Raw genomic sequence first — 21264 nt, 5'->3', positions numbered from 1 at the left:
CCCACGACCGCGATCGCGTTGGGCGGCAATTCGTTGTCGGTGCTCACGTTCGGTCTCCTACTTTTCGCCGCGACGCCGCCCGTTGCCGCGCCGCGGCACGCTGCTGGGCCCGGCTCCGAACATCGCCGCCATCGTTGGCGCCGTCCGCGCCTTCCGGCGCAGCGAGGCCGAGTTGACGGCTCAAATCGGCTGCCAGGTCGGTCAGTGAGGCGCCCTGCAGCAGCAACGCCACCGGCGGCTCCACCCCGAAGTCGCCGCGGACGGTGTTGCGGATGCGTACGGCCATCAGCGAATCCATGCCCAGCTCGGTCAGTGGGCGTGCGGGGTCTATCGCACTGTCCTTCGGGTAGCCCATGATGGCCATGATCCGGCCGCCCAGCCGGGCGATGACGACCCGGGCCGCCTCGGCGGCATCGAGCTTGCGTAGCCCTTCCGGGCCGGGCCAGTCGTCGTCCTCGCTGTCGAGGTCGAGTTCTTCGGCCAGCGTCGCGAAATACCCGAGTTGCTGCAGTTCCGGGAAGGCCGCGGCCACCCGGTCCAGCCGCAGCCGGGCCACCCCGATCCGGGCGAGGTCGCCGCCGAGGATGGCCTCCAGCGCCTCCATGCCCTCAACCGGGTCGATCGGGTCCAGCGCGCTGAACTTGAGATCCTGGGCGACACCGACGCCGGACCACTGACCCCAGTTGATGGTGATCGCCGGCAGACCGGCGGCTCGCCGCCACGCCACCAGGCCGTCCAGCCAGGCGCTGGCCGCGGCGTAGGACGCCTGGCCGGGCGCCCCGAGCAGCGACGAGGTCGAGGAGAACCCGACCCACCAGTCGAGGTCCTTGCCGGTGGTCGCCACATGCAGGCGCAGCGCGGCGGTCGCCTTGGGCGCCCACACCTTCTCCAGGGTCTCCCGATCGATGCCGACCACGATCTGGTCGTCGATGACCGCGGCTCCGTGGATGACGCCGCGCAGGGCCAGGCCCGTCTCTTCTGCGGAGGCGACCAGGCTCTCGGCGACACCCGGCGCCGCGAGGTCACCGGAGACCACCGCGACCTGGGCGCGCTCGCCGAGCTCGTCTAGCACCGCGCGCTGCGCCTCGGAGGGCTGCGAGCGGCTGTTGAGCACGATCCGGGCGGCGCCGTTGTCGATCAGCCACCGCGCCACCACCAGGCCGATGCCGCCCAGCCCGCCGGTCAGGACGTAGGCGCCGTCGCGTCGCACGCTCGGGGTTCCGGTGGCGGTCAGGGTGGCCCGCTTGAGGCGTTCGGCGTAGCGGTGCTCGCCGCGCCAGGCCACCACGTCATCGGAGCCGGCCAGCCCCAGCTCGGTGATCAGCGCCGCCACCGGGTCGGCGTCGGCGTTGCCGGCGTCCAGGTCGACCACCCCGGTGTGCAGGTCCGGGTGCTCGTAGGCCAGCACCCGCACCAGTCCCTTGAGGGCACAGATGGAGGGATCGCCGTGTTCAAGCGGCTGTCCCAGCTTCGCCTCTCCTCCGTCGAGCCTCGCTGAACCGCCGGGCTCATGCGGCGCTCCCAGCTTCGCCTCTCCTCCGTCGAGCCTCGCTGAACCGCCGGGCTCCCCGTCACCCACGGTCAGACCGTTGCGGCTGGCCAGCCACAACCGCGGCGCGGTGCCGTGCCAGCCGCCGACGATGGTGCGCACCGTCGACACCACCGACCAGGCCAGGTCGCGACCGCGGCCGGGTGCATCCGAGGTTTCCGAGCCGTCGAAGGCCTCCCGTGCGGGCAGGACGACCACCCCGACCGGGGGCCGGTCCGGGTCGTCGGCGGTCCGCGAGAAGGCCTCGCGCACCGCGGGTTCGCTGCGGAGGTCCGCGGTGATCACCCGTCGGCTCTCCGAGGCGAACCGGGCCGCGAAATCGGCTGCGAGCGTTTCGCTTTCGGGTCCGTCGGTCAACACCAGCCAGCTGCCGTCGGTGGTCGCCGAGGGCTGCGCGGACGCGGGAACGTCGATCCATTCGGTGTCGAAGATCTTCTGGGTCAGCGGCAACGGCACGGTGCGGCGCTGCACCCGCTGCAGGTAGATCCCGCCGAGTTCGGCGGTGGTCGTCCCGGTCTCGTCGGTCAGGGTGACCCGTCCCAGGATGCCGCCGTCATCGTGGCTGACCAGCTCCGCGTAGCCGCGGGCCCGCCGGCCCACATCGCCGAACACCCGGATGGTCTCGACCGAGACCGGAAGGTAGGTGGCTTCCTCCGACCCGGCACCCGACCCGCTCAACGATTCATCGGGCAGCGCCGCGGCGAGGCACTGCAACGCCGCATCGAGCATGACCGGGTGAATCCGGTAGCCGCGGTGCGCGGTTGCCTCGTCGGGCAGCACGATCTCGGCCTCCGAGGCGCCACCGGGCTTGCGGACGATCCGGGTCAACGCCGCGAATGCCGGCCCGTGCTGCAGGCCGGTGCGGCGCAACGCCGTGTACAGGTCCGCCGGTGACAGCGTGGTGCCGCCCGCGGACGGTGTCGCCGCCGCGCGCGGCCCCGCGGTGGTGGGCTGCGTCGCCGCGACCCGGGCGACCGCGTGGCGCGACCAGGCACCGCCGGGCGCACGGGAATGGATCTCGACCCGCAGTTCGTCGGAGCCGTCAGCGTCGTGCAGCAGTCTGGTCGTCACCTCGGTCCGGTCGTCGACCCGCAGCATCTGCTCGACCTCGACCCGGTCCACCGCGACCGCCGACGGGGGCAGGTCCAGGGCTTCGCCGGCCGCGGCCATCGCCATCTCGGCGAAGCCGGTGGCCGGCATCACGACCTGGCCGTGCACCTTGTGATGCGCCATCCACCCGACGATGTCGGTGCCCACGTCGGCCTGCCAGACGTGACCGTGACCGGCCGGCAACTCGACGTGGATGCCCAGCAGCGGATGCGCATCGCTCGAGTGGCGGTTCGCGGCGCTCGCGCCCGCCCAGTACCGCACATGCTGCCAAGGGCGCAGCGGCAGGTCGACGCGTCCGATCCCGCCGTCGGGTTGTGGTGCGTCGGCCGACGGCGGCGCGACGGTAGCCAGGCTGGTGTGGAAGCTCAGTGCCTCGGGCTGATCGCGCAGCAGGGTGCCGGTCACCACGCGATCACCGGCGGGCCGCGCCGACTCCAGGTTCCCGTTGATCGCGTGGGACAGCAGCGGGTGCGGGCTGACTTCGATGAAGGTGGCGTGGCCGGCCGCGGCCGCGGTGACGGCTTGGCTGAACCGCACCGGATTGCGCAGGTTGTGCACCCAGTAGTCGGCGTCGAATGCCGGTGTGTCGCTTCCGGTTTGACCGACCGTGCTGATCAGCGGGATCTTCGGGGCCGACGGCGCCACGTCGGCGAGCGCGGTCCGCAGCTCACCCAGGATCGGGTCCACGGTGGGGTGATGCGAGGCCACGTCCACCTCGACGCGCCGGGCCAGCTTGCCCTGGGCGTCGACCACCGCGACCACCGCATCGACCTGGTCCGGCGGGCCGGCGATCACCGTCTGCTGCGGGGCCGCGTACACCGCCACGGTGATATCCGGGTGCGCGGCGATGAGTTTCTCGGTTGCTTCGGCGTCGAGTTCCAGCAGTGCCATCGCGCCCTGGCCGGACAGCCTGGCCATCAGCTTCGAGCGGGTGGCGATCACCTTCAGGCCGTCGGCCGGGCTCAGCGCACCGGCCACCACGGCGGCGGCCACCTCCCCCATCGAATGTCCGATCACCGCGTCCGGCTCGACGCCGTGGGAGCGCCACAGCGCCGTCAGCGCCAGCTGCATGCCCACCAGCACCGGCTGGATGCGGTCGATGCCGACCACCGGCTCAGCCGATTCCAGCACCCCGCGCAGTGAGAACCCGACCTGCGCGACGAAGTCCGGCTCCAGCTCGTCGACGGCGGCGGCGAATGCCGGCTCGTCGGTCAACAGTTGACGGCCCATGCCGGCCCACTGCGATCCCTGACCCGAGTACAGGAACACCGTGCCCTTACCGGCCTGGCCGCTGCGCGCAGTGTGCGTGCCGACCACCCCGGATGCCGGGTAGCCGCCGGCGACTGCCCGCAGTCCGGCCACCGCCTGCTCGGTGTCGCGAGCGCAGACGGTGGCGACCTTGGCGTACCGGCTGCGGTGGTGGTTGAGGGTGCTGGCGATATCGGCCAGTGGCACCTCGGCGCCGGGGCCGGCCATCCAGTCCGCCAGCGTCGCGGCCCAGGCCGCCACCCGCTGCTCGGTCTTCCCCGAGACGACCAGGGTTATCACCGGGTCCGCCGGAGCCGGCGCGGCCACCGGATCCGGTCCCTGCTCGAGCACCACGTGCGCGTTCGTGCCGCCCAGCCCGAACGACGACACCGCGGCGCGGCGCGGGCCCTCGGCGGCCGGCCAGGGCGTCATCTCGGTGGGGACGAACAGCCGGGTCGGGGACGGGTCGATCGCCGGATTCCACTTGGAGAAGTGCAGATTCGGCGGGATCTGCCCCCGCTGGACCGACAGCGCGGCCTTGATGAACCCGGCGATTCCGGCGGCGGCCTCCAAGTGGCCGATGTTGGTCTTGACCGCCCCGAGCGCACAGCGGTCGGCGCCGCGCCCGTAGACCTCGGCGAGTGCCTCGAATTCGATCGGGTCGCCCAAACCCGTTCCGGTGCCGTGGGTTTCGATCAGGTTCACCGAGCCTGCCGCGACATCGGCGCTACGCAGTGCGCGGGTGATCGCGTCACTTTGAGCGATGGTATTCGGCGCGGTGAGCCCGTTGGACCTGCCGTCTTGGTTGACCGCAGAGCCCCGCACCACCGCCACCACCCGGTCGCCGTCGCGGATGGCGTCGGTGAGGCGCTTGAGCACGACGATCCCGGCGCCCTCGCCGCGGACGAACCCGTCCGCCCCGGCGTCGAAGGTGTGACACCGGCCGCGCGGTGAGAGCATCCCCCACTTGGCCATCGCGATCTGGGTTTCCGGCCGCAGGATGAGGCTGACCCCGCCGGCCAGGGCCAGGTCACTCTCGCGCATCCGCAGGCTCTGGCAGGCCAGGTGGATGGTGACCAGCGACGACGAGCACGCCGAGTCCATCGCGATCGCCGGCCCGCGCAGGCCCAGCAGATACGCGATTCGGCCGACGGCGACGGCGTGGGCGTTGCCGGTGGCCGAGTAGCCGTCGATCGCATCCGGGTTGGAGGCTGAAATTCCCTGGTACTCGGTGTAATACACACCCATCATCACCGCGGAGCGGATACCGGAGAGTCGTTCCGGAGACATCCCGGCGTGCTCGAGCGCCTCCCAGGCCACCTCCAGCATCAGCCGTTGCTGCGGGTCCATCGCCTCGGCTTCGCGCGGGGAGATCCCGAAGAAGTCGGCGTCGAAACCGGCGACATCCGAGATGAACCCGCCCCACTTCGACGACATCCGGCCCGGCGCCAGCGGGTCCGGGTCGTAGTACTCGTCGGCATCCCACCGGTCCGGGGGGATCTCGGTGATGGCGTCGCGGCCTCCCGCCAGCAGGTCCCAGTAGGCGTCCGGGCCCGAAGCATCACCGGGGAACCGGCAGCCGATCCCGACGACCGCGATCGGCTCGGCGGCGGCGATCCGCGACGCCTTCTCGAACTGCTCGGTCAGGGCCCCGCGCTTGTCGGGACCCATTGCCGACATCCTGTTGAAGATCGTCGTCATCAAAAACTACCGCTCTCGCTCCCGGTCGATGCCGACTCGACCTGATCGAACAACTCGTCCAGCACACCGCCGGAGGAGTCGAACGTCAGATGACCGTCGTATTGCACTGTGTCGTCCTGCGGGGCGTACCGGGATGCCAGCAATCCCACCAGATGCGTCGCCAAAGCTGAAATGCTGGGGTGATTCCATAGCATCGACGCCGACAAATCCACCCCTACCAGCTGCTGTGTCTCTTTCAGAACCGTCATCGCGATCATCGAATCGAGGCCCATCTCCGGGAACGGCTGGTCCACGTCGACCGCTGCCGCCGATGTCCGGAGCTCGCGGGCAAGGATAGCCTGCAGCCGGACCACCAGCTCGTCGCGCCGCTTGTCGGCGGGGATCTGCGACCAGTCCGGGGCTCCCGCCGCCGACGGGTCCGCGGTGCCGCCGCTTCCCTGCCCACCCGTCTCAGCAGCCCCAGGCACCGCGGCTTCGCCGACCAGGTCCTCGAAGAAGGTCAGGTCTCGGAACTCCGGTGAGGTGGCGACCGCACGGTCGATGCGCAGCCGTCCCACCCCGACCCGGGGCCCCAGCGAGTCGGCACCGAGCACCGCGTCCAGCGCCTCGACGCCTTCGTCGGGGCTGATCGGGTCGAGAACGCTCAATGTCATCGAGCGTCCGAGGCCCACATCGGACCACTGGCCCCAGTTGATGGCGGTGCCGGGCAGCCCGGACGCGCGCCGCCACGCCATCAGGGCGTCCAGCCAGGCGTTGGAGGTGGCATAGCCGAGCTGGCCGGGCAGGCCCAGCAGGGCGGCCATCGAGGAGAACCCCACCCACCAGTCCAGCCGGCGGTCCCCGGTGGCTTCCTGCAGCGCACAGTGCAGCTGCGCCGCGCCGGCGGCCTTGGCCGACCAGACGCTCTCCAGGCTCTCGGGAGTCACGGCGGTCACCAGCCCGTCGCCGAGCACACCGGCGGCGTGTACAACGCCGCGCAGCGGCCGGCCGGTCTCCTCGGCGGCGGCGACCAGACGCTGGGCCACCCCCGGCGAACTGATGTCCCCGGCAACGAAGGCCACCTCGGTCTGTGCGGCCAACTCGTCGAGCACGGCGCGCTGTTGTTCGGAGGGCTCGCTGCGGCCGTTGAGGACGATCCGCCCGGCGCCGCGGGCCGCCAGCCAGCGTGCTACCACGGTGCCCAGCCCGCCGAGGCCGCCGGTAAGCAGATACGAGCCGTCGGGGCGGACGGTGGCCACGGGAGCGGGGGGCGCCCCGCCGGCACCGTCGAGGGTGGCCCGGGTGAGGCGTTCGGTATGGCGCTGCCGCCGGCGATAGGCGACGACGTCGTCGCGGATCGGGGCCCCCAGTTCGGCCAGCATCGTGTCGGCCAGGGTGTCGACGTCATCGTCGGCATCCAGGTCGACCAGGGTGGCGCCCAGGTCGGGTTCGTCGGCGAGCACCCGGGCCAGTTCGCCGGGGAACCGCCAGGTGCGAACCACGCCCTTGAGCGCACCGATGGCGGGGTCGCCCGCCTCATGCGGCGGTCCCAGCTTCACCGCTCCTCCGTCGAGGTTCGCTGAACCGCCGGGTTCGCCACCGGCGACCGCCAGCCCGCCGCGGCTGACCAGCCACAGCCGTGCGCCCTTGGCCCCGGCCCAACCCTCGACCGCTGCCCGGGCCGCCGTCGACGCCGTCCAGACGAGGTCGCGGGCACGGGCCAGCGCCTGCGGGTCGGCCGCGTCGAAGCTCCGCCGGCCGAGGAACACCACGATGCCGGCCGGCGGGTGCGCGGGATCGGCCGCGGCCTGCGCGATCGCGTCGGTCAGCGCCGGTTGGTCGGCGAACGGGCCGGTGACGACCCTGCGGTCGGGGGTGGCCAGCCGTGCGGCGAATGCCGCCGCCAAGCTCTCGGTCCCGCCGTCGGCGGCCGCGTCGGGCTCCGCGAGCAGCAGCCAGCTGCCGGCAGCCGCACCGGTGGATTCCGGCGCCTCGGATTCGATCCACTCGGTGGTGAAAATCTTCTGCTCCAGCGGCACCCGCAGCGAGCGCGGGTCGACCGGACGCAGTTCGATGCCGGTGAGTTCGGCGAGTGTCGCCCCGGCGTCATCGGTGAGCACGACCCGGCCCACAGCCGCCTTGTCATCGCGACCGGTCAGCTCGGTGTGGCATCGCACCTGGCGTCCCACGGGTGCGAACACCTGCACCGCGGCCACCGCCGTCGGCGCATAACCGAGGTCTTCGGAGTCCACGTCGGGCACCGCTGCCGCCAGTTGCCGCAGCGCGGCGTCGAGCAGCACCGGGTGCAGGCGGTATGCGGGATGGGTGGCCCCACCGACGGGGTCGTCGGGCAGCGTGAGCACGCTCTGGCCCGACGGCGCATCGACCGCCTGCTGTAGCGGTGTCGGGGTGATCTCGGCGAGCGCATACCGCGACCAGGCTTCACCGGCGGATCGGGCGTGGATCTCGATCCGGGTCTGGGCATCGCCGCCGCTGAGTTGCGTGGTGACCTGCATCGCGCCGTCAAGCACCAGCGGCTGCTCGATCTCCAGGCCGGTCACCGAGATCGACTCGATGGGCTTGGCGAGCGCTTGGCTGCCCGCGGCCAACGCCATCTCGATCAGGGCCGCCGCCGGCAGCACGGCCTGTCCCTGAACCTGGTGCCCGGCCAGCCCGGGCATCAGTTCGGTGCTCAGGTCGGTCTGCCAGATGTGATCGCGGCCGGTGAGCATCTCGACGTGCGCACCGAGCAGCGGATGGACATCAGGTACCTGGCCGGTCCGTCCCGGACCGGAGATCCAGTGGTGGGCGTGTTGCCAAGGGGTGCTGGGCAATTCGACGAATCCCCCGGCCTTGATGCCGTTGCCGCCCAGGCCCAGTTCGACGAGCTGCAGGTGGAAGCTGAGGGTTTCGTCGTCGCCCCTGCGCAGGGTCGACGCCACCGTCGCAGGTTCGCCCGCGGCGGCCTCCACGGTCTCGATGATCGAGTGCGTCAACAGCGGGTGGGGACTGATCTCGATGAAGGTGCCGTGGTCCTGCGCCGCCGCGGTGATGGCCTGGCTGACCAATGCGGGTTGGCGCACGTTGTCGGCCCAGTAATCGGCGTCCAGCACCGGCGTGGGCCCGGCGGGATCGACCACCGTGGAAAAGAACGGGATCTGCCCGGGCGAGGGAACCAGATCAGCCAACTCCGCCCGCAACTCCGCCAGAATCGGATCCATGAACGCGGTATGAGAAGCCACCTCCATATTGACCCGCCGCGCAAACCGCTCCCGAGCCGACACGGCCGCAATCACCGCATCCACATCAGCCGGCGACCCAGCCACCACCGTCTGCCGCGGCGACAAATACCCCGCCACCGCCACCTGCGGATACTGCGCCAACAACTCCTGCACCGCGCCGGCATCCAACTCCAACAACGCCACCGCACCCTGACCGGCCTGCCGCGACATCAACCGCGACCGCACCGCAATCACCCGCAAACCCTGCTCCGGGGTCAACGCCCCGGCCACCACCGCCGCCGAGACCTCCCCCATCGAATGCCCGACCACCGCATCCGGAACCACCCCATACGAACGCCACAACTCCGCCAACGCCAACTGCAACCCCATGATCACCGGCTGCACCTGCGCATCACCGGAGATCTCGACACCCTGGGCAATCACCTCCCGCAGCGAAAAACCCACCTGCGCGACAAACACCGGCTCCAACTCATCAACCGCCGCAGCAAACACCGGCTCATCAGCCAACAACCGACGACCCATCCCCACCCAATGCGAACCCTGACCGGAGAACACGAACACCGGTCGAGCGCCTGAGGGTCGGATCCGCGGTTCGGCGACACCGGCGGCACTTTCGCCGGCGGCCAGCGCGGTCAGGCCGGCGATGGCGGTGTCACGGTCGCGGGCGCAGACGCCCGCGGTGTATCGGAACCCGCTGCGGTGTTCGCGCAGGGTGTGGGCGATGTCGGCCAGCGGCACCTCGGCGCCGTCACCGGCCATCCACTGCGCCAGCACCCCGGCAGTAGCCGCGATCCGCGCCGGCGACTTACCCGACACCACCAACGTCTGCACCACCGGAACCGCAACAGGCCCGACCGACTCGACCGGCTCACCGACCGGAGCCTGCTCGATCACCACATGGGCATTAGTGCCCGACACCCCGAACGAGGACACCCCCGCCCGACGCGGACGCGACACCGCCGGCCACGCCATCGCCTGCGCCGCAATCTGAAACTTCGACGCCCCCACACCGGCATTGGGCGTCAACTCCGAAAAATTCAAATGCCGCGGAATGAAACCCTGCTGCACCGCCAACACCGTCTTGATGAAACCCGCCACACCAGAAGCAGATTCAAGATGCCCCAAATTCGTCTTCACCGACCCCAGCACCAACGGCGCCGACGAACCCCGCTCCCCGAACACCGCCGACAGCGCATCCAACTCGATCGGATCACCCAACGCCGTACCAGTGCCATGCGCCTCGACATAATCGATATCGCCCGGCTCCAACCGCGCCGCCGCCAACGCCGCCCGCACCACCTTCTGCTGCGCCGGACCCGACGGCACCGTCTGACCACTCGACGGCCCATCCTGATTCACCGCCGAACCCCGCACCACCGCCAAAACCCGATCACCATCACGCTGCGCATCCGAAAGCCGCTTGAGCACCACCACCCCAGCACCCTCGCCGCGCACGTAACCGTCCGCCTCCTTGTCGAAGGTCTTGCACTGGCCATCCGGCGCCAACATTCCCCACCGCGACGTCGCCACACTGTTCTGCGGCGTCAAGATCAGGTTCACCCCGGCCGCCAACGCCTGATCGGACTCCCGACGCCGCAAACTCGCACACGCCAAATGAATCGTCACCAACGACGACGAACACGCCGTATCCAACATCACCGCCGGACCATGCACACCCAAGAAATACGACAACCGACCGGCCGCGAAATTCGGCCCGTTGCCGAACGACAGGTAGGGGTCGACGTCACGTGGGCCGAGCTTCTCGGTTGCCACCAGGGTGTAGTCGTTGGTGGTCATGCCGACGAAAACGCCGGTCTGCGTACCCCGAATCGCCTCCTTGGTGATCCCGGCATGCTCCAACGCCTCCCAGGCCACCTCCATCAACAACCGCTGCTGAGGATCCATCGCATCGGCCTCACGCGGCGAAATACCAAAAAACTCAGCATCAAACTCAGCAGGCTGCCACGACGACAAAAACCCACCCTCACGAGAACAAATCGTCCCCGGCACCGAATGATCCGACGAATAAAACGCATCCGCATCCCAACGATCCGCCGGAACCCGAACAATCCCCGAACCCTCAGCACACAACAACCGCCAAAAACCGGCCGGATCATCCACCCCACCAGGCAACCGACAACCCAAACCCACCACCGCGATCGGCTCAGTATCACCGGCCTCAGCCACCGCCAACCGCGCCGTCAAATCATCAATCTTGCGCAGCGCCTCAGCAACAATCGAGCGACGATCCGACCCCCCGGCCGACTCGGCCCTCCCTGCCGATGCGGAACCTATCTCGCTCAACTCAACCTCTCCGAGAGCTGCGCGAGCAGCTCGTCATCGCTCATGTCGTCATAGGCGTCGGTGCTGTCCTGTTCGGCGGCTTCCACCAGCTCGGGCAGGATCGTGGCCAGGTATCCGGTCAGCGCCTCGATGGTCGGATAGTCGAAGACGACTGCGGCCGGCAGGGTTTCGCCGAGACTGTCTGACAGGGCACGCTGCAGGGTCACGCTCATCAGCGAATCCATGCCGGAAGCGAAGAAACCGGCTGTCGGGTCCAGGGCGTGGCGCGATGCCAGACCCATGGCAGCGGCGACCTGCGTGGTGACGTGCTCGCGCAGCAACTCCAGGCGCTGTTCCGGTTCGGCTTCGGCCAGGGCGCGGCGGAATTCGGTGGTGACCGGCGCCGATCCGTCGGCGGGCTCGGCGACGGCCAGCAGGTCGTCGACGATGTGCAGCGCCGCCCGGGTGCGATAGGCGGTGGCCAGCCGCGGCCAGTCCGCCGCCACCACGGTGTGCCGCGCGGCGCTCTGCGCCCCGATCACCAGCGGCAGCGCTCCGATCGCGACGTCGTCGCTCATCGGCTCCAGGCCGGACTCCACCGTCACCTGACGTTCCACGTCGGACTGGGTGTCGTTCAACGACTTCCACAACCCCCAGTTGATCGCGGTGGCCGGCAGCCCGGCGGCGCGCCGTGCGTAGGCGAAGGCGTCCAGGAAGGTGGTGGTCGCGGTGTAGTGCGCCAGCCAGCGCGACCCGGTGATCCCGGAGATCGATGAGAACAGCACGAAGTGGCGCACCGGGTGCCGCAGCGACAGCTTGTGCAGCACCGCGACCACGTCGAGCTTCGGCCGGAACATGGCGGTGACGTCGGCGTCGGTCATCTCGCGCAGGGTCACCGGGCCGCCGGCGAAGGCGGCCACGTGGATACCGGCCAGTGGCGGCAGGTCGACGCCGAACCGGTCGAACAGTGCGCTCATGGCGGTCTCGTCGGCCGCATCGGCGGCCACCGTCACCAGCGTGACCCCGGCCGGGGACAGCTCGGCTGCCAACTCCTCGAGGCGTGTGCCCGGGCGCCGCGACACGGCGACGATGGTCCTGGCCCCGCTGGCCGCCAGCTGCCGAACCAGCTGCGGTCCGATGTTGCCGGTGGCGCCGATCACCAGATGGCAGCTGTCCGTGTCGAATTCGACCGGCGCGGCGGCCCCGGTGGGACGGCCCTTGCGTAGCCGCGGGACGCGGCGGACACCGGCGCGGTAGACGATCTGATCCTCGGTGTCGGCGGCGCCGGCCTCGGCGCGCAGGTACCCGGCGACCAGCGACGCCGGAACGGACTCGTCGACGTCGACGACCCGGCCCCAGATCTCGGGGTGTTCCAGGGCCAGGGTGCGGCCCAGGCCCCACAGCACGGCATGCGCGGGGTGGGCCCGGTCGCCCTCCCCGACCGGTTGGGCGTTGCGCGTGAGCAGAAATAGCGTCGGCGACTCCGGCCGGTCCAGCAGGCCCGCCGCCAGCCGCCGCCCGGCGTTGAAGGTGTCGTAGGCCGGTGCCGCGGAGAGGTCCGCGGAGACGGCCGGCGCATACAGCACATGGGTGGCCCCGGTCAGTGCCGCCGACAGTGCTGCCGGGTCGGCGTCGGCGGCCAGCGCCGAGGCGTCCAGGGTGGTCACGGCGCCGAGTTCGGCGCCCAGCTCGTCGTCGCCGATCACCAGCCATCTCGGGTCGCCGGCGTTGTCAGCGGCCGCCACGGCGGCTGCCTCCGGCCAGGTCAGTTCGCACCACCAGTCGGTGGGCACCGCACCGGGGCTGCCGGTGGCCCGCTCAGCGCCGGAGGCCACCTGCCCGGCGGCGCTGCGGATGGCGACGGTGTCGATCCAGTAGCGGCTGTGCTGCCACGGCGTGGCCGGCAGCACCGGATGCGGTTCCGGCGGGTGCGGGGTCTGCGGCGGCTGGGCGGTGTGGGTGCGGTTGAGGCTGGTGTGGAAGCTGATCGCGTCGTCGGCGTTGCGCACCAGGGTTCCCACGCTGTGGTGGTGGCCGGCCAGTGCCTCGCAGGTGTCGGCGATCGCGTGGGTCAGGATCGGGTGCGCACTGACCTCGACGAAGGTGGTGTGTTCGGCGGCGGCGGCGGTGACGGCCTGGGTCAGCAGCGCGGGCTGCCGCACGTTGTTCACCCAGTACTCGGCGTCCAGCAGCGGCATGCCACCGGCCGGCATGGCGCTCTCGGTCACGGTGGAGAAGAACGGGATGGTGGCCACCTCGGGCGTCAGGTCCGCCAGCGCCGCCCGCAGGTCGGGCAGGATCGGGTCCATCAGCGCGGTGTGCGAGGCCACTTCCATGTTGACCCGCCGGGCGAACTTGTTCTGGGCGCTGACCGCGGCGATCACCGCGTCGACCGGCGCCACCGGTCCGGCCACCACGGTCTGCTTGGGCGACAGGTAACCCGCCACGCTGACGTCCGGGAAGCCGGCCAACAGCGCGTCGGTGGTCTCGCTGTCCAGGTTCAGCAACGCCACCGCGCCCTGTCCGGCTTGTTGCGACATCAGCCGGGAGCGCGCCGCGATCACCCGGAATCCGGCGGCCGGGCTCAGTGCGCCGGCCACGACCGCCGCGGTCACCTCACCCATGGAGTGACCGATGACGGCGTCGGGGTGCACGCCGTAGGAACGCCACAGCTCGGTCAGGGCCAGCTGCAGTCCCATCAGGACCGGCTGCACCTGCGCGTCGCCACTGATCGGTTCACCGCTGGAGATCACCTGCCACAACGAGAACCCGACGTGTTCGACGAAGACCGGTTCCAGCACTGCCAGTGCCCGGGCGAACGCCGGTTCGTCGGTGAGCAGTTGCCGGCCCATTCCGGCCCAGTGCGAGCCCTGTCCGGAATACACGAACACGGTGCCGGGCCCGCACGGCCCGTCGTGTGGACCGACGACGCCGTCGGCCGAGGTACCGGCGGCCAGTGCCTGCAGGCCGCGTACGGCCTCGCCGCGGTCCCGGGCGCATACGGTGGCGAACTGGGCCTGCCGGGCACGGTGGTGGTTGAGGGTGTGTGCGATGTCGGGCAGGTCCACCTCGGCGCCGGCCCCGTCCAGCCAGGCGGCCAGTTCGCCGGCGGTCGCCGCGATCCGTTCCGGGGTCCGCCCGGAGACCACCAGCGTCGTGACCGCTGGATCTGCCTCGCGCACAGCGATTTTGGCTGGTGGCGCCTGTTCGATCACCACGTGCGCGTTGGTGCCGCCGAAGCCGAACGAGGAGATCCCGGCCCGCCGCGGGTGGTCGGTGGACGGCCAGTCCTGTTGTTCGGCAACGACCTTCAACCGCATCTGGTCGAAGGCGATGTGTGGGTTCGGGGTGTTGAAGTGCAGGTTGCGCGGGATCTGCCCGCGCTGCACGGCCAGCACCGATTTGATGAAGCCGACCATGCCGGCGGCCGCCTCGAGGTGGCCCAGGTTCGACTTGGCGGCACCGAGCAGCAGCGGCGCCTCCGCGGGGCGTCCACGCCCCAGTACGGTGCCCAGCGCCCGGGCCTCGATCGGGTCACCGAGCAGGGTGCCGGTTCCGTGGGTTTCGACGTAGTCGACTTCCTGTGGCGCGATCCCGGCGTCGGCGTAGGCCGAGCGCAGCACCGCCATCTGGGCGGCCGGATTGGGCGCCAGCAGGCCATTGGAGTGCCCGTCCTGGTTGATCGCCGACCCGCGGACCACCGCCAGCACCCGGTCGCCGTCGCGCCGGGCGTCCGACAGGCGCTTGAGCACCACGGCACCGCAGCCCTCGCCACGGACGAATCCGTCGGCCTCGGCGTCGAACGCGTGGCACGCGCCGGTCGCCGACAGCGCGCCGCTCTGGTCGAAACCGCGGAACACCGCCGGGGACATCAGCAGGTTGACCCCGCCGGCGATGGCGGTCTCGCACTCCCCGGTCCGCAGGCTCCGGCACGCCAGGTGCAGCGCGACCAGCGACGACGAGCACGCGGTGTCCACCGTCACCGAGGGGCCCCGCAGGTCCAGGAAGTACGACAGCCGGTTGGCGATGATGCTCAGTGCGCCACCGGCGTTGCTCCAGGCGTCCACACCGTTCAGGTCGGCGGATGCGTGGCAGCCGTACTCGGTGATGCTGGCCCCGACGTACACGCCGGTCTGCGACCGCCGCAAGGAGGTCGCCGGGATTCCGGCGTGCTCCAAGGCTTCCCACGCCACTTCCAGCAGCAGCCGCTGCTGGGGGTCCATCTTGACGGCCTCGCGGCTGGAGATCTCGAAGAACTCCGCGTCGAAGGCGGCGATGTCGCTCAGGAACGAACCCCAACGGGTGGTGCGGGCGATCGCGGTGGTGATCTCGGGCGACCCGTCGTCGAACGGCGCCCAGCGGTCGGCCGGCACCTCGGTGACCGCGTTGCCACCGTCGATCAGGAACTGCCACAGCGCTTCCGGCGAGGTGATGTCGCCGGGGAACCGGCAACCCAGACCGATCACCGCGATGGGCTCGTCGGTGCCGAACCGGCCGGGCTCGGGCGCCGACTCCTCGTCGGCGGAGTCCGGCTCGATGAGGAACTTCGCCAGCTCGGTGACCGACGGGTGCTGCCAGAGTTCAACCGGCGAGACTTTGCGGCCGAGCAGTTCGGACAGCTCACCGCAGAGCACCACGGCGTCGCGGGATCCGACGCCCAGGTCGTTCAGCGACGAGTTGAAGTCGATCTCGTCGGGGCTGCAGCCGATATTGGTGACCAGGTAGTCGGCCAGCCAGTGGCGCAGTGATTCTTCGTCAAATGCTGCGGTCATGCGGGGAACTCAATTCCCACTAGATCCCGTCCCATCCGGCCGGAGCCGATTCCACGCTGTCGAACAGCTCATTCAACACACTGTCGGCCGACTCGGGCAGCTCGCCGTTGGCGGCCGCCGGGTCGTGGCCGGAATCCTCCTGCGGCAGCAGCTTGCCGGTCAGGTGTGCCGCCAGCGCCGCAGTGGTCGGGTGGTTCCACAGCATCGTCGCCGACAGCTCCAGGCCGACCAGTTGTTCGATTTCGCGCCGGACCGCCATCGCCATCACCGAATTGAGGCCGAGCTCGGCGAACGGCCGGTCCAGCTGTAGTTCGGCCTCCGACATGCGAAGCTCGCGGGCCAGAATGCTGCGCAACCCGATTTCCAGCTCGCTGAGTATCTCATCGGCGGGCAGCTGCGCCCAGTCGCGGGTCGGTGCACCGCCGTCGGCAGCGGACTCCCCGGGCTTTCCTTCTCTGGGCAGCGGCACCATGACGGCCTGGGCGACGTCGTAGTGCTCGACGTGGTCCCAGGCGGCGAAGGCTTCGGCCGGGGAGATCGGCCGGGAACCCATCCGCTCCAGCTCGTGCAGCACGACGTGCGCCTCGGCGCCGAAGCCGAGGCCCTTCCAGGCCACCCAGTCCAGGCTGACGCTGTGGCAGCCCCGCTGGTGGCGCGCGCGGGCCAGACCGTCCAGGTAGGCGTTCGCGCTGGCGTAGGCGCCCTGGCCGGGCACCCCGAACACCGCACCCGCCGCGGCGGTCATGAAGAAGAAGTCCACACTTGCCGGCGGGAACAGTTCGTGCAGCACCTGCGCACCGGCGACCTTGGGCCACATGGTGTCGCGGAGCCTGTCCTCGTCGACCTCGGTCAACAGCTGGCCTTCGGTGACGCCGGCGGCGTGGATGATGCCGCGGATCGGCGGTGCTCCCGCCGCGTCACGGCGGGCCAGCAGGTCGATCACGCCGTCTCGGGAACCGATGTCGAGGGCGGCCACGTCGACGGTGACTCCGCGGCGCTCCAGCGCCCGGATGCCGGCGATCTTGTGGCGGACGTCGGCATCGAGGCGGTCGGCGTCCCAGTCGCGCCGGGGCGGCAGAGCGCTGCGCCCGGCCAGCACCAGCCGGCGGGCGCCGCGGTCGGCCAGCCACCCGGCCATCAGCAGGCCGAGTGCACCCATCCCGCCGGTGATCAGGTAGGCGCCGTCGGGTTGGCATACCATCGGCTCGCGTTGGGGCGGACCGGAGACCGGGGTGAACGTCGGCGCCAGGAACTGGCGGTCGCGCAGCACCAGGATGGATTTCGCCGGAGTACGCAGCACCGTCGACAGTGTCGCGATGCAATCGGCGATGCCGGCGGGGTCTTCGGGCAGATCCACCAGGCCACCGCAGAGCTGCGGTTGCTCGGCGCGGATCACCCCGGCCAGACCCCACAGGCAGCTTTGGCGCACCGCGGCGTCGGAGAGGGCCTCGTGGACGCCGTGGGTGATGATCCACAGCGCGGGCGGATGGGCTTCCCGCTCGGCCAGCCGTGCCACCAGGTCGGACACCTCGCCGACCAGCCGCGACGCGCAGTCCAGGTCGGTCTCGCCGGCCCGGGAGTCGGCGACGTAGACGACGGACTGGGCCTCGGTGACGCCGGCCGTGCGGTGACCGGCCCCGGTCAGTCCGCCCCGCAGGGCCTCGGCCGCGGCACCTTCGCCGACCACGGCCAGCGTGCCGGGCAGGTCCGGTGTCTGCGGAGCCGCGTCCCAGGGCTGCCATTCGATCGCGTGCGCGATCGAGCTGGGGTCCTGGGCCTGGGTCGCGGCGTCCAGCGCGGTGTAGCGCAGCCCGCGGATGTCGACGCAGCGCCGGCCGTCGGGGGTGGCCACGACGATGTCGACGACGAGTTCTCCCTCGCCGCCCTGGCGCCGCTGCACGGTGACGCCGGCCCGGCCGTCGGCGGACGGTTCCCCGAAGCGCACGTTGTCGACCGCAGCGGGCACCATCAGCTCCGGATTGGATTCATCGACCAGCCGCGCGACGTGCAGTGCGGCGTCGAGCAGCCCCACCGTCCCCACCGCTGCTTCGATGTCGGCCCGCAACTCCACCGGCGTCGACCGCCCGGAGCTGATCGACCAGTCGAAGGGGCGGCCTTCGCTGCCCCAGGTCAGCCACAGCGACGTTACTGCTTCGTCATCGAATTGCGTTCCGGCGTGGCCGTTTTTGTGCATCACATCGGTGGCGTCCGGGACGGACTCGCCGCGTGGCGCGATGCGCGCGCTGAGGTGTTTTATCCAGCGCCCGTCCCCGTCGTCGGTCGCCGTCTTTGCTGACACCGCCTTCGACAACACGACGACCGAGTCGGCGTCGGCTACGACCTGGATGGTCCGCGGCCGGTCGACGATGATCGGATGCTCGAAGCGGATGTCGCTGACGACCGGTTGCCCGCTCACCTCGGCCGCGGCGTCGGAAAGCGTTTGCAGCAGTACCGATGCCGGCACCAGCTCGACCCCGTTATTGCGGTGATCACCCGGGTAGGGCTTGGCTTCCGGAGCCAGCCGCGCCTGCCACAGGTGGACCGTCGGCGTGCTGCCGATCTTGATGTGCGTGCCCAGCAGTACGCCGGGCCGCGGTGCGGATTCGGCTGCGGTGACGGAGCTTTCGGTCTCCAGCCAGTGGTGGGTGTGCCGCCACGGCGTGGTGGGCAGTAGCGGGTGCGGCTCAGCCGGGTGCGGCAGCTCCCGAGGGCTCACCGGGTGGGCGCTGTTGAGATGCTGATGGAAACCGACGGTGTCGTCGCCGTCGCGCACCAATGTGGCGACACTGCGGTGCGGAACCGTCTCCAGGTTCTCGTCGATGGTGTGGGTCAGGATCGGGTGCGGGCTGACTTCGATGAAGGTGCCGTACTTCTCCCCCGCGGCGACGATCGCCTCGCTGACCCGGGCGGGTTGGCGCACATTGTCGGCCCAGTAATCGGCGTCCAGCACCGGCGTGGGCCCGGCGGGATCGACCACCGTGGAAAAGAACGGGATCTGCCCGGGCGAGGGAACCAGATCAGCCAACTCCGCCCGCAACTCCGCCAGAATCGGATCCATGAACGCGGTATGAGAAGCCACCTCCATATTGACCCGCCGCGCAAACCGCTCCCGAGCCGACACGGCCGCAATCACCGCATCCACATCAGCCGGCGACCCAGCCACCACCGTCTGCCGCGGCGACAAATACCCCGCCACCGCCACCTGCGGATACTGCGCCAACAACTCCTGCACCGCGCCGGCATCCAACTCCAACAACGCCACCGCACCCTGACCGGCCTGCCGCGACATCAACCGCGACCGCACCGCAATCACCCGCAAACCCTGCTCCGGGGTCAACGCCCCGGCCACCACCGCCGCCGAGACCTCCCCCATCGAATGCCCGACCACCGCATCCGGAACCACCCCATACGAACGCCACAACTCCGCCAACGCCAACTGCAACCCCATGATCACCGGCTGCACCTGCGCATCACCGGAGATCTCGACACCCTGGGCAATCACCTCCCGCAGCGAAAAACCCACCTGCGCGACAAACACCGGCTCCAACTCATCAACCGCCGCAGCAAACACCGGCTCATCAGCCAACAACCGACGACCCATCCCCACCCAATGCGAACCCTGACCGGAGAACACGAACACCGTTCCGGGTCCGGGCAGCGTCGTGGCGGGCCCGACCAATCCGGGCGCGGATTCGCCGGCAGCCAAGGCCGCCAGTCCGGTGATGGCCTGTTCCCGGTCCCGGGCGGCCACGGTGGCGAATTTCTGGTGACGGGTGCGGTGATGGTTGAGCGTGTGGGCGATGTCGGCCAGCGGCACCTCGGCGCCGTCACCGGCCATCCACTGCGCCAGCACCCCGGCAGTAGCTGCGATGCGCGCCGGCGACTTACCCGACACCACCAACGTCTGCACCACCGGAACCGCAACAGGCCCGACCGACTCGACCGGCTCACCGACCGGAGCCTGCTCGATCACCACATGGGCATTAGTGCCCGACACCCCGAACGAGGACACCCCCGCCCGACGCGGACGCGACACCGCCGGCCACGCCATCGCCTGCGCCGCAATCTGAAACTTCGACGCCCCCACACCGGCATTGGGCGTCAACTCCGAAAAATTCAAATGCCGCGGAATGAAACCCTGCTGCACCGCCAACACCGTCTTGATGAAACCCGCCACACCAGAAGCAGATTCAAGATGCCCCAAATTCGTCTTCACCGACCCCAGCACCAACGGCGCCGACGAACCCCGCTCCCCGAACACCGCCGACAGCGCATCCAACTCGATCGGATCACCCAACGCCGTACCAGTGCCATGCGCCTCGACATAATCGATATCGCCCGGCTCCAACCGCGCCGCCGCCAACGCCGCCCGCACCACCTTCTGCTGCGCCGGACCCGACGGCACCGTCTGACCACTCGACGGCCCATCCTGATTCACCGCCGAACCCCGCACCACCGCCAAAACCCGATCACCATCACGCTGCGCATCCGAAAGCCGCTTGAGCACCACCACCCCAGCACCCTCGCTGCGCACATACCCATCAGCACCGGCATCAAAGGTCTTGCACTGGCCATCCGGCGCCAACATCCCCCACCGCGACGTCGCCACACTGTTCTGCGGCGTCAACATCAGGTTCACCCCGGCCGCCAACGCCTGATCGGACTCCCGACGCCGCAAACTCGCACACGCCAAATGAATCGTCACCAACGACGACGAACACGCCGTATCCAACATCACCGCCGGACCATGCACACCCAAGAAATACGACAACCGACCGGCCGCGAAATTGGCGGCGTTACCGAACGGGACGTAGGGATCGATTTCTGCGGGACGGATATTGCTGACGATATCGAGGGCGTAGTCGTTGGTGGTCATGCCGACGAAAACGCCGGTCTGCGTACCCCGAATCGCCTCCTTGGTGATCCCGGCATGCTCCAACGCCTCCCAGGCCACCTCCATCAACAACCGCTGCTGAGGATCCATCGCATCGGCCTCACGCGGCGAAATACCAAAAAACTCCGCATCAAACTCAGCAGGCTGCCACGACGACAAAAACCCACCCTCACGAGAACAAATCGTCCCCGGCACAGAATGATCCGACGAATAAAACGCATCCGCATCCCAACGATCCGCCGGAACCCGAACAATCCCCGAACCCTCAGCACACAACAACCGCCAAAAACCGGCCGGATCATCCACCCCACCAGGCAACCGACAACCCAAACCCACCACCGCGATCGGCTCAGCATCACCGGCCTCAGCCACCGCCAACCGCGCCGTCAAATCATCAATCTTGCGCAGCGCCTCAGCAACAATCGCCCGGCGGTCCGGCCCCCCGGCCGGTACACCATTCATCTCGCTCAACTCAACCTCCCCGAA

General features: G+C 69.9%; 4 protein-coding genes. All 4 read right to left on the bottom strand.

Going from position 1 to position 21264, the window contains the following annotated elements; all coding sequences use genetic code 11:
- Positions 1-43: 43 nt before the first annotated feature.
- A complete protein-coding gene (locus tag G6N23_RS09515) occupies positions 44-5608 on the bottom strand; it encodes a type I polyketide synthase (protein ID WP_085259234.1) in 5565 nt (1854 codons plus the stop codon).
- The gene (locus tag G6N23_RS09510) at positions 5608-11034 is read right to left on the bottom strand and encodes a type I polyketide synthase (protein WP_407938366.1); all 5427 of its coding nucleotides are present in this window, start codon (positions 11032-11034) and stop codon (positions 5608-5610) included. Before G6N23_RS09510 ends, G6N23_RS09515 begins: the two co-directional genes overlap by 1 nt.
- Before the next feature lie 95 nt (positions 11035-11129).
- Positions 11130-15884, bottom strand: coding sequence for a type I polyketide synthase (locus G6N23_RS09505; protein ID WP_163769696.1), 4755 nt, complete (start codon positions 15882-15884; stop codon positions 11130-11132).
- Positions 15885-15903: 19 nt separating this feature from the next.
- Positions 15904-21240, bottom strand: coding sequence for a type I polyketide synthase (locus tag G6N23_RS09500; protein ID WP_095173888.1), 5337 nt, complete (start codon positions 21238-21240; stop codon positions 15904-15906).
- Positions 21241-21264 lie beyond the last annotated feature (24 nt).

The organism is Mycolicibacter terrae (assembly GCF_010727125.1).
Classification (GTDB): domain Bacteria; phylum Actinomycetota; class Actinomycetes; order Mycobacteriales; family Mycobacteriaceae; genus Mycobacterium; species Mycobacterium terrae.
This window is presented reverse-complemented; position numbering and strand designations above follow the sequence as displayed.